This window comes from Amycolatopsis kentuckyensis (genome assembly GCF_002155975.1).
Lineage (GTDB): Bacteria > Actinomycetota > Actinomycetes > Mycobacteriales > Pseudonocardiaceae > Amycolatopsis > Amycolatopsis kentuckyensis.
Genome location: NZ_MUMI01000583.1, coordinates 1 through 13361 on the forward strand (window position 1 = coordinate 1; position 13361 = coordinate 13361).

At 72.2% G+C, this 13361-nt stretch carries 15 protein-coding genes and 1 pseudogene; 8 read left to right on the forward strand and 8 right to left on the reverse strand.

From position 1 onward, the window contains the following. A pseudogene (locus tag CCN39_RS52300) lies at nucleotides 1-166 on the reverse strand (thiamine-phosphate kinase); the annotation flags it as partial. Between the two features lie 136 nt (nucleotides 167-302). Here CCN39_RS52300 and CCN39_RS42710 point away from each other — a divergent pair. Next, a complete protein-coding gene (locus CCN39_RS42710) occupies nucleotides 303-536 on the forward strand; it encodes an Lrp/AsnC family transcriptional regulator (RefSeq protein ID WP_003091994.1) in 234 nt (77 codons plus the stop codon). A gap of 19 nt (nucleotides 537-555) precedes the next feature. Further along, the gene (locus CCN39_RS42715; protein ID WP_208630632.1) at nucleotides 556-1092 is read left to right on the forward strand and encodes a DUF3515 domain-containing protein; all 537 of its coding nucleotides are present in this window, start codon (nucleotides 556-558) and stop codon (nucleotides 1090-1092) included. Here CCN39_RS42715 and CCN39_RS42720 read toward each other — a convergent pair. After that, complete coding sequence (locus CCN39_RS42720; RefSeq protein ID WP_086852272.1) at nucleotides 1089-2183, reverse strand: D-alanine--D-alanine ligase family protein; 1095 nt, start codon at nucleotides 2181-2183, stop codon at nucleotides 1089-1091. The two genes, CCN39_RS42715 and CCN39_RS42720, sit on opposite strands and share 4 nt — an antisense overlap. 211 nt (nucleotides 2184-2394) lie before the next feature. Then, nucleotides 2395-3759 (reverse strand): MocR-like pyridoxine biosynthesis transcription factor PdxR, encoded by a 1365-nt coding sequence (gene pdxR / locus CCN39_RS42725; RefSeq protein ID WP_086852274.1) that lies wholly within the window; start codon nucleotides 3757-3759, stop codon nucleotides 2395-2397. A gap of 85 nt (nucleotides 3760-3844) precedes the next feature. On the opposite strand from pdxR, the gene CCN39_RS42730 reads away from it, so the two are divergent. Beyond that, the gene (locus CCN39_RS42730; protein WP_086852277.1) at nucleotides 3845-4501 is read left to right on the forward strand and encodes a pyridoxamine 5'-phosphate oxidase family protein; all 657 of its coding nucleotides are present in this window, start codon (nucleotides 3845-3847) and stop codon (nucleotides 4499-4501) included. Here CCN39_RS42730 and CCN39_RS42735 read toward each other — a convergent pair. Next, on the reverse strand, nucleotides 4473-5894 hold the full coding sequence (locus CCN39_RS42735) for a sensor histidine kinase (protein WP_086852279.1): 1422 nt from the start codon (nucleotides 5892-5894) through the stop codon (nucleotides 4473-4475). The genes CCN39_RS42730 and CCN39_RS42735 overlap by 29 nt on opposite strands. Continuing rightward, nucleotides 5891-6604: a response regulator transcription factor gene (locus CCN39_RS42740; protein ID WP_086852294.1), complete on the reverse strand. Its 714-nt coding sequence runs from the start codon at nucleotides 6602-6604 to the stop codon at nucleotides 5891-5893. Before CCN39_RS42740 ends, CCN39_RS42735 begins: the two co-directional genes overlap by 4 nt. Before the next feature lie 146 nt (nucleotides 6605-6750). On the opposite strand from CCN39_RS42740, the gene CCN39_RS42745 reads away from it, so the two are divergent. From CCN39_RS42745 to CCN39_RS42765, 5 genes are all read left to right on the forward strand, one after another. After that, nucleotides 6751-8097: a ferredoxin reductase family protein gene (locus CCN39_RS42745; RefSeq protein ID WP_086852296.1), complete on the forward strand. Its 1347-nt coding sequence runs from the start codon at nucleotides 6751-6753 to the stop codon at nucleotides 8095-8097. Nucleotides 8098-8106: 9 nt separating this feature from the next. Further along, nucleotides 8107-8583 carry an FMN-binding protein gene (locus CCN39_RS42750; protein WP_086852281.1) on the forward strand — a complete coding sequence of 159 codons (477 nt, stop codon included), beginning with the start codon at nucleotides 8107-8109 and terminating at the stop codon, nucleotides 8581-8583. Further along, complete coding sequence (locus CCN39_RS42755) at nucleotides 8580-9320, forward strand: FAD:protein FMN transferase (RefSeq protein ID WP_086852283.1); 741 nt, start codon at nucleotides 8580-8582, stop codon at nucleotides 9318-9320. The genes CCN39_RS42750 and CCN39_RS42755 overlap by 4 nt, the downstream gene beginning before the upstream one ends. A gap of 62 nt (nucleotides 9321-9382) precedes the next feature. Beyond that, nucleotides 9383-9763 carry a VOC family protein gene (locus tag CCN39_RS42760; RefSeq protein WP_086852284.1) on the forward strand — a complete coding sequence of 127 codons (381 nt, stop codon included), beginning with the start codon at nucleotides 9383-9385 and terminating at the stop codon, nucleotides 9761-9763. Nucleotides 9764-9809: 46 nt separating this feature from the next. Next, nucleotides 9810-10793, forward strand: a complete 984-nt coding sequence (locus CCN39_RS42765) for an asparaginase (protein WP_086852287.1) — start codon at nucleotides 9810-9812, stop codon at nucleotides 10791-10793. A 3-nt stretch (nucleotides 10794-10796) separates the two neighbouring features. Here the strand turns inward: CCN39_RS42765 and CCN39_RS42770 are convergent, their stop codons facing one another. The 3 genes from CCN39_RS42770 to CCN39_RS42780 form a co-directional block, all read right to left on the reverse strand. Continuing rightward, nucleotides 10797-11276, reverse strand: a complete 480-nt coding sequence (locus CCN39_RS42770; protein ID WP_086852289.1) for a cysteine dioxygenase — start codon at nucleotides 11274-11276, stop codon at nucleotides 10797-10799. 186 nt (nucleotides 11277-11462) lie between these two features. Next, entirely contained in the window at nucleotides 11463-12479 is a 1017-nt protein-coding gene (locus tag CCN39_RS42775) for an NAD(P)H-dependent glycerol-3-phosphate dehydrogenase (protein WP_086852291.1), read from the reverse strand. Next, nucleotides 12479-13183 carry a lysophospholipid acyltransferase family protein gene (locus CCN39_RS42780; RefSeq protein WP_167455350.1) on the reverse strand — a complete coding sequence of 235 codons (705 nt, stop codon included), beginning with the start codon at nucleotides 13181-13183 and terminating at the stop codon, nucleotides 12479-12481. The genes CCN39_RS42775 and CCN39_RS42780 overlap by 1 nt, the downstream gene beginning before the upstream one ends. Between the last annotated feature and the right edge of the window lie 178 nt (nucleotides 13184-13361).

Sequence of the window (13361 nt, forward strand, 5' to 3'; positions counted from 1 at the left end):
CGAGCACGTCGGTACTGGCGACCACGCGGCCGTCCGGGGCCGCGACGACGGCGGCGTCGTCGCCCGGGCCGAGCAGCGTGCCCGGCGGCTGGCGCCGTCCTTCGGTGACGGCTCGGATGAGCGCGAACTCGCCGGTCTCGGCGACCGTTCCGTCGTTCGGTGACACCGGTCACCTCTGCTTTCTCTACCGGGACAAAGATCGATCACCGATAGTCGGATGCCCTATGTTTTTCCGTGAGCTGGCGATACGTTGCTGAAGACGTTCCTACCTTGAGCTTTCGATCCCGACGAAAGGGCGCGCCGTGGTCCACGCATACATCCTCATCCAGACCGAGGTCGGCAAGGCGGCCGCGGTGGCTGCCGAGATCTCCAGCATCCCGGGTGTGACCAGCTCGGAGGATGTCACCGGACCGTACGACGTGATCGTCCGCGCGGCCGCCGACAACGTCGACCAGCTGGGCCAGCTCGTGGTCGCGAAGGTGCAGAACGTGGAAGGCATCACGCGGACGCTGACCTGCCCGGTCGTGCACCTCTGAGCAATGGTGTAGTGGTCGGGTGCCTGACTCCGACACCGGTGCACCGCCGCGAGTGGTGCTCGTCACGGCGGCGGCGCTCGCCGTGGCCTTGGCGGTCGCCGTCGCCGTGTTCGCGCTGACCCGGCCCGCCCCCTCCGACACCGCTGGACCGCTGCCGCTGGTCGCCGTGCCGGCGCCGGCCGCGGGCTCGCCGGGCTGCACGGCGCTGCTGGGTGCGGTGCCCTCCGAGCTGACGTCGAACGGGACGGCGCTGAAGGTGCGCGCGCTGGCGGACCCGGCGCCGCCCGCCACGGTGGCCTGGGGTTCCGGTGATCCCGTGGTGTTGCGCTGCGGCCTCGACCGTCCCCCGGAGCTGACGCCGACGGCGCAGCTGCGGCTGGTGAACAAGGTGCAGTGGCTGCAGGTGCCGGGCGAGGGCGCGTCGACGTGGTACGTGGTGGACCGGGAGGTCTACGCGGCGCTGACGGTGCCGGACAGCGCCGGGACCGGGCCGCTGCAGGCCGTTTCGGACACGGTGGCCGCGAAGCTGGCGCCGCAGCCGCTGCGGTTCTCTTAACGCAGGCCGGTTCCGCGGGCGATCGCCGTCTCGACGAGGGTGGCCAGCAGCGTGGCGTAGTCCATGCCGGTGACCTCCCACATCTTCGGGTAGGCGGACTTCGTCGTGAAGCCCGGCATGGTGTTGACCTCGTTGATGATCAGCTCGTGGTCTTCGGTGACGAAGAAGTCGACGCGGGCGAGGCCCTGGCAGTCGAGGGCCCGGAAGGCTTCGACGGCCATCGCGCGGAGCTTCTCGGTGAGGGCGTCGTCGAGCTTGGCGGGGATGTCGAGTTCGGCGTCGTCGCCGAGGTACTTGGTTTCGAAGTCGTACCAGGCGTTTTCGTCCTCGGAGAGGACCCGGATCTCGGCGGGCAGCGAGGCTTCGACGCGGCCGTCGGGGAATTCGAGGACCCCGCATTCGACCTCCCGCCCGACGACGGCGGCCTCGACGAGGACCTTCGGATCGGTGGCCCGGGCGAGCGCGATGGCGGCGTCCAGCTCGGCCCAATCGGCGACGCGCGAGATGCCGACGGAGCTCCCGGCCCGGGAGGGCTTGACGAAGACGGGGAGGCCGAGGCGTTCCTTCTCCTGCTCGTCCAAAGTGGACTGCCCCCGCTTGAGGGCGGAGTAGGTCCCGACCGGAAGCCCTTCGGCGGCAAGCAGTTTCTTGGCGGTTTCCTTGTCCATGGCGGCGGCGCTGGCGAGAACGCCGGGCCCGACGTAGGGGATGCCCGCGAGTTCGAGGAGGCCTTGGATGGTGCCGTCTTCGCCGAAGGCCCCGTGCAGGACGGGGAAGACGACATCGACCCGGGACAGCAGTTCGCTTTCCCGCCCGGCTTCCACGGCAACGAGGCCCTGGCTGGACGGATCCCCGGCGAGGACGAGGCCCGTGCCGCCCTCGACGGAGGGCAGTTCCCGCCCCCGGATGGCGAGCTGGGCGGAGTCACCGGAGCCGAGCACCCACCGGCCTTCGCGCGTGATCCCGACGGGGACGGCCTCGAAGCGTTCAGGGTCGAGGTGCCCGAGAACGCTGCCGGCGGACAGGCACGAGATGGTGTGCTCGCTGCTGCGCCCACCGAACACGACGGCCACCCGGATCTTCTCGCTCATGGTGAGCCACCGTACCCGGTGACCTCGCGGAACAGCCGAGCCCGGTGCGCTGGGTGGGGCGCGGTGAGCGGTGAACGCAACCGGTGACGGGGTTGGTACGTCTGGTGAGTCGAGGGGTTGGTGGGTTCCGGGGTTGGCGGAGTCGGGTCTGTCCGGCCGAGTCGACTGGGCTGGTCCGCTCGGCCGGGTTTCGCCGCACTGTGGACAAGCCTCAGCGCAACAAACTCACCAACGTCGGCAACGCCGCCACCAAGGCCTCCCGCGAACACCCGGCGTACCCGATCGCCACCCCATGAGCCGAAGGCGAACCGGCGAAATGCCGCGCCAGCCCGTCCAACCGGATCCCCCGCCGCTCGGCCGCCGCGATCACCGATGCTTCCACCGAAGCCGATGAAAACGGCACCACCAGGTGGGCTCCCGCGTCGTCGCCCCGCACCGGTACCCCCGCCGCCGACAAAGCGCCCGCCAGCAATGTCCGCCGCTCCGCCATCTCCCGCCGCAGTTTCCGCAGGTGGCGGCCCAAATCCCCGTTCCGCGCGAACTCGTACAACACCCGCTGCCCGGCCGGTGAAGGCCGCGTTCCCGTCGAATCCCGGTACGCCAGCACCGCCGAGGTGATCGCCTCCGGTGCCACCATCCAGCCCGCCCCCAAAGTGGGCGTCAGGATCTTCGACGTCGTCCCCAGATGCGCCACGACGTCCGGGGCCAACGACGCCAGCATCGGCAGCGGCGCCACGTCGAACCGCAGCTCGCCGTCGTAGTCGTCCTCGATGACCAGCATTCCGTCGGACCGCGCGCGCTCCACCAGCGAGACCCGCCGGGCCGCGCTCAGCCTGCTGCCCATCGGGTACTGGTGGGCCGGCGAGCAGTACACCGCCCGCGCGCCCGCCGGAATGGCCGAGGGCCGCAGCCCCTCGAGATCCACCGGCACGCCCACCACCCGCATCCCCGCGCGGAGGAACGCCTGCACCGCCCGCTGGTACCCCGGCTCTTCGACGGCGACGACGTCCCCGCGCTCCAGCACCGCCGCCGCCAGCTCCACCACCGCCGCCGTCGTGCCGCCCGTGGCCAGGACCGATCCCGCCGCCAGGCCGCGGTGGCGCAGCAGGTGCTCCGACACCGCCGCGCGGTACTCCGGCAGGCCCGCGCGGTGGGCGCGCACCAACGGCTCGGGGTCCGCCGCCGCCCGCCAGGCGCGGCGCCAGGCCGCTCGGTCCAGGCCCGCCGCCCACGGGGTTCCCGGCCCGAGGTCGAGCAACGCAGGCGGCGAGGCCTCGGGAGCGGGCACAGCGGGCGCCGGGACCTCCGAAGCCGAGAACGAAGGCGGTGTCGTCACGTACGTGCCGGAGCCGTGCCGTCCCGCGATCCAGCCTTCGGCGTGCAGCTGCTCGTACGCCGCCGACGTCACCGTGCGGCTGACGCCGAGGCGGCCGGCCAGCGCCCGGGTCGAAGGCAGCCGGTCGCCGCCGCGGAGGTGGCCGCTCGCCGCCGCCTCGCGCAGTGCGTCCGCCAGTTGCACGGCCAGCGGGGTCACCGCCGAGCGGTCGAGGCTGACCGGGAGCGCGGTGTCGGACACGGGACCTCCCCGACGAGAGTGGACTTCCCAAGTGTACGAGAAGTGGCCGTTTTCCGAGGCCACTATGCCGGGAGACGCTGGTCGCATGTTGTCGACCACGCCCCGCACCACGCTCGGCCGCAAGAAGCACCGCGCCGTCACCGATCGCTCCGCGCTGCACGCGATCCTGGACGAAGGCCTGATCTGCCACCTCGGGATCGTCCGCGACGGCGTGCCGCTCGTCCTCCCGACCGGCTACGGCCGCGACGGCGACACGCTCTACCTGCACGGCTCGACCGGCGCGGCCAGCCTCCGCACCGCCGCGCACGGCCTCGACGTCTGCGTGACCGTGACGCTCCTCGACGGCATCGTCTACTCGCGCTCGGTCAACAACCACTCGATGAACTACCGCAGCGCCGTCATCCTCGGCCAGGCGAAACCGGTCCTCGACGCCGAGGCGAAGATGCACGGCCTCAAGGTGCTCACCGACCACCTCGCGCCCGGCTCGTGGGAGCACGCGCGCGAGGTCAACGCGAAGGAGTTCGCCGCGGTGTCCGTGCTCGCGCTGGACCTCGCCGAGGCGTCGGTGAAGATGCGCGCCGAAGGCCCGGACGACGAGCCGGAGGACGTCGAGGCCGGCACCGCCTGGGCCGGCGTCCTGCCGGTGCGGACCGTCTACGGCGCACCCGAGCCGTCCGAAGACCTCTCCCCCGGCTGGACCGCACCGGAGCACGTCACCGCGCGAGCGGCAACCGCACGCTGAACGTCGTCCGGCCCGGCACCGAGGACACCGACACGGTGCCGCCGTGCGCGGTGACCAAGGACTGGACCACCGACAGCCCGAGCCCGGTGCCGCCGTTGCCGCGCGTGCGGGAGTCGTCGACGCGGAAGAACCGGTCGAAGATCCGCTCCTGGACCCCCTCGGCGATGCCGGGCCCGGTGTCGGTCACCCGCACCACGGCGAAACCACCCGACGCCGTCACCGACACGTGCACCGACGTCCCGGGCGGGGTGTGCACGGCCGCGTTGGCCAGCAGGTTGTCCAGCACCTGCCGCAGGCGCACCGGATCGGCGTCCACGAAAACCGCCGAAAGCTCCGAAGTCAGCGGGTGGTCGGGCCGGCCGGCAGCGAACGCGTCCGCCGCGTCCCCGGCCAGCTCGGCCAGGTCGACGCGCTCGGGCCGCAACGGCGTCTCGGCGGCCCGCGCGTCGAGCCGGGCCAGCAGCAGGAGGTCGTCGACGAGCACGGTCATCCGCGCGGTCTCCTCGCGGATCTTCGCCAGGTGGGCTTCGCGCTCGGCCGGCTCGTTCGCCGCGGCGTAGCGGAAGAGGTCGGCGTACCCGCGGATCGACGTCAGCGGCGTCCGCAGCTCGTGCGAGGCGTCCGCGACGAACCGGCGCAGCCGCTCGTTGGCCTCGGTCTTGGCGGCCAGTGACGTGTCGATGTGGGCCAGCATCACGTTGAACGCCGTCCGCAGCTCCTCGACCTCGGCGCCGCCGCCGGTGCCCGCCGCGCGCACCGGCAGGTCCGGGTCGGCGGTGAGGTCGTGGGAGGCGATGTCGTGCGCGGTGCCGGCCATGTCGGCCAGCGGGCGCAGGCCGCGGCGCAGCACCAGCCGTCCCACGACCACCAGCACGGCCAGCGCGAGCGCGAAGGCACCCACCTCGACCCAGATCAGCTGCTGGACCGTGCCGTCGAGGTCCTTCTGCGGCGCGGCGGACAGCAGCACCGAGTCGGTGTCGACCGGGCACGCGCGCACCCGGTACGGGCCGTCGTCGCGCAGGTAGACGGTGCGGGTGACGTCGCCGCCCGCCGCCTCGGCGGCGATCTTCGCCAGCTGCTTGGCGTCGCCGGGCAGCTTGCCGCCCGGCTCGGGCACGGCGACCCCGCCCTGGATCTTGTACAGCGCCGAGTACCACGAGTACACCGACTGCGGCGAGCCGTGCGTCTCGCGCAGCAACGGCAGCTGCGTGTTCTGGCTCTTGGACAGCTGTTCGTCGAGCCGCCGGTCGAGGTAGCCGTGCATGATCCCGACCGTCGTGACGCCCACGGCCGCGAACACCACCAGCGCGAGCGCGCCGAGGCCGAGGGTGATGCGGGTGCCCAGGCGGGTGCGCTGCCAGGCCCCGTACCAGCGGCGGACCGCGCGCGTCACCGGTGGGCCTGCCGCACGACGTACCCGACGCCGCGCACGGTGTGGATCAGCGGCTCGCCGTCGCCCGCGTCGACCTTGCGCCGCAGGTGCGAAATGACCAGTTCCACCACGTTGGACCGGCCGCCGAAGTCGTATTCCCAGACGTGGTCGAGGATCTGCGCCTTGGTCAGCACCGCGGGCGAGCGGCGCATGAGGTAGCGCAGCAGCTCGTACTCGGTCGGCGTCAGCTCGGCCAGGACGTCGCCGCGGCGGACCTCGCGGGTGTCCTCGTCCAGGGTCAGGTCGCCGACCTGCAGCACGGCGCCGCGCGCCTCGGGCTGGTGCGCGACGCCGGCGCTGCGCCGCAGCACCGCCCGCAACCGCGCCATCAGCTCCTCGACCGAGAACGGTTTCACCAGGTAGTCATCACCCCCGCGGGTGAGCCCGGCGATCCGGTCCGCCGTCGCGTCCTTGGCCGTGAGGAAGACCACGGGGACCGCGTTGCCGCCTTCCCGCAGGCGGTCGAGCACGGTGAAGCCGTCGAGGTCGGGCAGCATCAGGTCGAGCACGACGATGTCCGGCCCGAACTCCGCGGCCCGGCTCAGCGCGGCCTGGCCGGTCCCGGCCGTGACCGCCTGCCAGCCCTCGTACCGGGCGACGGTGGCGACGAGGTCGGCGATGTGCGGCTCGTCGTCGACGACGAGCAGGCGCACGGGGTCAGGGGTCTGCACCACTGCATCATCTCCCGGCGCGCGCCGATCGGCGTACCCGAACGGCGCGCCGACAGGATTCCGACAGTCGGGGCAAAGCCTCCCCACAGGGTCGGTGCCGACGCTAGCCTGGTGAACCGAATCAAAGGGGGATCCGTGTGAGCACCATGACGCAGACCGCCGAGGCCGCGCGCCCGGCGATCCGCCCCCGGATCGCCGCGAAATCCGGCCTCTTTCTCTTCCTCGGGGCCAATGTGGCCGCCGTCACCGTCCTGTTCGCGCAGGCCGGGGTCTCGCAGAACGTGCTGATCACGATCGGCAGGCTCGCCGGCGTGTACGGCGCCCTGGCGATGGCGTTCCAGCTGCTGCTGGTGGCCCGGCTGCCCTGGCTGGACCGCCGGCTCGGGATGGACCGGCTGACCACCTGGCACCGGTGGACCGGCTTCACGATCCTCTGGACCCTGCTGGCGCACCTGGTGTTCATCACCATGGGCTACGCGGAGGTTTCGGACAAGGGGGTCGTCGACGAGCTGGTCGAGATGGCCAACACGCTCGAAGGGATCCTGCGGGCACTGGTCGCCTTCGCCGTGATCCTCGTCGTCGGCGCCGTTTCGGCGAAGTTCGCGCGCAAGCGGCTCGCCTACGAGACGTGGCACTTCATCCACCTCTACACCTACGCCGCGGTGCTGCTCGCCTTCACGCACCAGATCGCGCTGGGACAGTCCTTCGCCGGTTCGGAACCGGCGAAGGCGTACTGGTGGACGCTCTGGCTCGGCGCCGGCGCCGCCGTGCTCGCCGGGCGCGTCGTGCTGCCGCTGTGGCGGAACCTGCGCCACCAATTGCGTGTCACGGCGGTGGTTTCCGAATCCCCGGACGTCGTTTCGGTGTACATGTCCGGCAAGAACCTGGACAAGCTGCCGGCCAAGGCGGGGCAGTTCTTCCTGTGGCGGTTCCTGACCAAAGACCGTTGGTGGCAGGCTAATCCGTTCTCCCTGTCGGCCGCGCCGGACGGCCGTTCCCTGCGGCTGACCGCGAAAGCGCTCGGCGATTCCAGTGCGGGGCTGCGCAACCTCCCCGTCGGGACGCGTGTGTTCGCCGAAGGCCCGTACGGCGCCTTCACGACGATCCACCAGCAGCGGCCCAACGCGCTGCTCGTCGCGGGCGGTGTCGGGATCACGCCGATCCGCGCGCTGCTGGAGGACATCGACGGCCACGTCGTGGTGCTGTACCGCGTGCGCAACCAGGCCGACGCGGTGCTGCTGCCGGAACTGAACGAGCTGGCCAAGGCGCGCGGCGCCGTCGTCAGCCTGCTCACCGGGCCGGACCAGGCGGTGGGCCCGCGCGGTGTGCTGCTCGGGCCGGCGAACCTGCACATGATGGTGCCGGACGTGCACGAGCGGGACGTGTTCGTCTGCGGCCCGCCGGGGATGACCGCGGCCGTCCTGCGCAGCCTTCGGGAGCTGCGCGTGCCGAACGCCCAGGTCCACGCCGAACGCTTCAGTCTCGCGGCCTAGGGGAACGTTGTGAAGAAGACCATCTTCGTCGTCGCGCTGTCGATCGCCGGGTTCATCGCGGTCTGGCGGTTCGAGCCGGGACCGGTGCAGAGCGCCGCCGTCGCCCAGCCGCCGCCCGCCGTCACGGCACCGCCGGCTTCGGGCGCGCCGACGACACCGTCCACACCGTCCTCTTCGGACAACAAGGCCCCCGGACCGTCCACTGCGGACTCGGCGGGCGGGACCGTGACCACCCAGGGCACGGCGGAGTCCAGTGTGTACGGCATCGTGCAGGTCCAGGTGACGTTCACCGGCAGCCGCCTCACCGCGATCACGCTGCTGCAGGCCCCGGACCACGGGCGGGCCGTCACCGCGCTGCCGAAGCTGCAGGAAGCGGCGATGCAGGCGCAGAGCGCGAACATCGACACGGTGACCGGCGCGACCGAGACGAGCGAGTCGTACAAGACGTCGCTGCAGGCCGCGATCGACGCGCGGGGCAAGAGATGACCACGCGCGTCGAACAGGTGATGGGCCTGCCGATCTCCCTCGACCTGCGTGACGAAGGCGACTTCGCCGAGGTCGTCGACGACGTCTTCGCGTGGTTCCGGGACGTCGACGCCCGGTTCAGCCCGTTCAAGGACGACAGCGAGGTCAGCCGGTACGACCGCGGCGAGCTGACGGCCGCCGAACTGAGCGACGACCTCCTGGAAGTGCTGGAGCTCTGCGCGTACTACGAGCAGCTCTCCGGCGGCGCGTTCCGCGCGCGGCTGCCCGGCCGCGGCCTCGACCCGTGCGCGGTCGTCAAGGGCTGGGCGGTGCAGCGCGCGGCCGACATGCTGAAGGCCGAGGGCGCGGCGACGTTCTGCCTCAACGCCGGCGGCGACGTCGTCACGGCCGGCGAGCCGGAGCCGGGCCGTCCGTGGCGGGTCGGGGTGCGCCACCCCGAGCAGCCCCTGGCGGTGTGCGCGGTCCTGGAGTCGCGCAACGGCGCGATCGCGACGTCGGCGGCGTACGAGCGCGGCTCGCACATCCTCGACGGCCGTTCGGGAACACCGGCGACGGGCCTGATGAGCGTGACCGTGGTGGCCGGTGACCTGGTGACGGCGGACGCGCTGGCCACGGCGGCGTTCGCGATGGGCGCGGAGGGCATCACCTGGGCGGCCGACCGCCCGGACTGCGAGATCCTCATCGTCGACGACAGCCGCCGCGTGCACCGGACGGCGGGGCTGGCGCTGGCGTCCTAAATCGGTTCGCCCTCCCCGGGCGGCTGGGCCAGACTCGGCGGCACCCGACTTCGAGGAGTGCCATGCCTTCGTCCGTGCTGAACGTTTCCGTCGACTGCGCCGACCCGTACACGCTGTGCCAGTTCTGGAGCGAAGTCACCGGGAAGCCGATCCCGGAGGAGGACCAGCCGGGCAACGACGAGGTCGGTTTCCAGCTGAACGACGACACGGCGTTGCTCTTCCTGCGCGTGCCGGAGCCGAAGACGGTGAAGAACCGCCTGCACCTGTGCCTGCAGCCGGACATCCCGCGCGACGAGGAGGTCTCGCGCCTCCTCGGCCTCGGCGCGACGCTGGTGAACGACCTGCGCAACCCGGACGGCACGGGCTGGGCGGTCCTCGCCGACCCGGAGGGCAACGAGTTCTGCGTGCTGAGGAGCGCGGCCGAGCGTGCGGCGACGCCGTGACGGACACGCTCCAGGCGGTCGAGACCGGCTGAATAGGGTGGCGGGCATGGCACGTCCCCTGATCGCCGTCGCCACGCTGGGCGGCACCATCTCGATGGCCCCGGTCGGCGGCGACGGCGGCGCCGTCCCGCGGTTCGGCGCGGCCGAACTGCTCGGCGGGCTCGGTGACGTGCCGATGGATGTCCTGGCCGAGACCCTCGCCGGGATCGGCAGCGCCGCGCTGGACTTCGCGACGCTGCTGCGCTGCCGCGAATGGGGCCTGCGCCAGGACGCGGACGGGTTCGTCGTCGTCCAGGGCACCGACACCCTCGAAGAGACGGCCTACTTCCTGGACCTGCACTGGCCGTCGGACGTCCCGGTGGTGATCACCGGGGCCATGCGCAACGCGGGCCTGTTCAGCCCGGACGGCCCGGCGAACCTGCGCAACGCGCTCACCGTCGCCGCCGATCCGCGCAGCCGCGGCCGCGGCGTGCTGGTCACGCTCAACGACGACGTCCACGCCGCGCGCTGGGTGCGGAAGGCGCATTCGAGCCACCTCGAGGCGTTCTCCTCGGCGCCGGCGGGGCCGCTGGGCATGGTCGTCGAGCACGCGGTGCACTGGTTCCACCCGTCGCCGCCGCGGCTGCCGTCGCTCGACGGCGACGACTTCGGCGGCCTGGTCCCGGTGGTGGAAGCCGGTCTGGACGACTCGGGCGCAGTGCTTTCTTCCGTGGCCACGCAGCCGGGGGTGCGCGGTGTCGTCGTCGCCGCGACGGGTGCGGGGCACGTTTCGGCCGCCACGGCCGACGTGATCGCGCGGCTGGTGCCGTCGCTGCCGGTGGTCGTCGCGTCGCGGACCGGGGCGGGCCCGACGCTGCGGTCGACGTACGGCTTCCACGGCTCGGAGTCGAGCCTGATCGCGATGGGCGCGACGATGGCGGGGTGGCTGGACGCGCGGAAGGCGCGGATCCTGCTGCACGCGCTGCTGGCGGCCGGCGCGGACCGGCCCCGGATCGAGCGGGAGTTCCGGGCCCGCGGCGACCTGGACTGAGGATCAGTCCCGGATCGGCCCTTCGACCGGGTCGAGGTGGTACGGGCGCATCGCGCGGCCCGCGTCGCGGTAGACGTGGATCGAGATCGCCGGGTCCGGCCCCTCGTTGCGGACTTCGTGCACGTACCCGGGCCCGAACACCCGCGACTGCCCCGCGGACAGGGCGTGCAGCTCGGTGACCGCGCGGCCGTCCGGCGCGCGGCGCGCCACGGCCTCCGTCAGGTGGCCGCCGACCACGGTGAACGCGCCGCTGGCGAAGGCGTGGTCGTGCAGGTCGGTGCGCTGGCCGGGCAGCCAGCTCATCAGCCAGACCTCCTGCTGCTCGTCCTTCGACACCAGCGTCGCGAAGCGCTCGTCGGGGTCGTAGCGCAGCAGGTGGCGCCAGCGGTCGCGGTCGGCGGCGACCTCGAGGGCGACGCGCACGGGGTGGCGCAGCGCGGGGTTTTCGGGACGCAGCAGGGTGTTGTCCGGAACGGCGAACATGAGGGTCCTCACGCGGAAGAAAGGGTGTCGAGCTGGGCCGGGGCTGGGTTCACCGACAACAGCGACACGCGCGCACGACGGAGCGGAGGCCCAGGAGGCCCCTCGACTCGGACATGGCGTGCGCGAACATGCGACCAGAGTCCCAGCCGCGTCCCGCCCGGTCAAGCCGTCTCACCTGCCGGGAGGTCAGGACCACTCGTGCTTCTGCGACCGCCCCAGCAGCTCGGCGCCGGCCTGGCGGGGGTCGACGCCTTCGTGGCAGACGCGGTGCATGGCGTCGGTGATCGGCATGTCGACCCCGACGCTGCGGGCGAGGGCCCGGATCGACGAGCACGACATGACCCCCTCGGCGACCTGCCCGCCGGCGGCCGCCTGCGCCTGCTCCAGGGTCTCCCCGCGGCCGAGGCGTTCGCCGAAGGTGCGGTTGCGCGAAAGCGGCGACGAGCAGGTCGCGACCAGGTCGCCTACGCCGGCGAGCCCGGCGAAGGTGAGCGGGTCGGCGCCCAGTTTCGCGCCGAGCCGGGCCATCTCGGCCAGGCCGCGGGTGATCAGCGTCGCCATCGTGTTGGTGCCCAGGCCGAGGCCCGCGGCCATGCCGGTGCTGAGCGCGATGACGTTCTTGCAGGCCCCGCCGAGCTCGCAGCCGACGACGTCGGTGTTGGTGTAGGGGCGGAAGTAGGAGTTGGCGCAGGCGCGCTGGATCGCGACGGCGCGTTCGTGGTCGGCGCAGGCCAGCACGGAGGCCGCCGGCTGCCCGGCGGCGATCTCCTTGGACAGGTTCGGCCCGGTGACGACGACGACGTCACCGGCGTCGATCCCGACGATCTCGCCGATCACCTCGCTCATCCGCTTGAGCGTGCCGACCTCGACGCCCTTGGCGAGGCTGACGAGGATCGCGTCCTCGGGCAGCAGCCCGCGCCACGCGGTCAGGTTGGCGCGCAGGCTCTGGCTGGGCACGGCCAGGACGACGGCTTCGGCGGTGGCCAGTGCTTCGGCGGCGTCGCTGGTGGCGGTGATGGTGGCGGGCAGGGTCACGCCGGGCAGGTAGGCGCTGTTGGTGTGCCGCTCCCGGATGTCCTCGGCGACCTGTTCGCGGCGCGCCCACATCGTGACGTCCCGGCCGGCGTCGCCGAGCACCTTGGCGAAGGCGGTGCCCCACGAGCCGGCCCCGAGAACGGTGACCCGCTGCACGTCGGCGCGCATCAGGCGGGATCCCCCGGCTTCGTGACCGGCGGTTCCTCGTTCCGGATTTCGGCGAGGAGCCGGGTCACCTCGTCCATCATGACCTTGGTGACCTCGCGCAGCTTGGTGGCGCTGCGGGTGTTGCCGCCGCGGTAGGCGGACAGGTCGATCGGGTCGCCGACGGAGTGGGTGATCGTCTTGCGGGGGAACGGGGTGAACTTCTTCGTGTAGCCGTTGAAGATCTGGCTGGTGCCCCACCGCGCGATGGGGATGATGGGAACGTCGTTCTGCAGCGCGAGCCGCGCGGCGCCGGTGAAGGACTCCTTCGGCCAGCCGGCGGGATCCTTGGTGATGGTGCCCTCGGGGTAGATGACGACGATCTTGCCGTCTTCGAGGGCTTGGTGGGCGGCTTTGAGACTGTCCCCGGCGGCGGCCGACCCCCGCGAGACGGGGATCTGCCCGGACCCGGACACGATCGGGCCGAGGATCGGCGCGCGCGTCAGGCTCTCCTTGAAGAGGAACCGCGGGACACGCTTCTGCCGGTGCACGAAGACGGCGTCGACGGCGGGGTCGAAGTGCGAGATGTGGTTCATGACGAGCAGCGCGGGCCCTTGCCGCGGAATCTTTTCGGCCCCGACGTAGACCCGCCGCCCGATGGCGGTGAGCGGGTAGAACAGTACGGCGGCCAACCCCACCCAGAAGCCGCCCTTCTCACGCCGGGCCACGATCTCCTCCTCGCACACGTCACGTCCGGGGGTTGATCCTGCCGCGCCGCTCTCGGCCCGGTCCAGGGAGGGTCGGTTCGGCGGTCGTCGCAGGGGCGGTGACCAGGCCGGGGAGTGGTTTTCCCGGGGGCGGCCGTGGTTGCTCGCCCGGCTGCCCCACCGACGTGGACGGCACGAC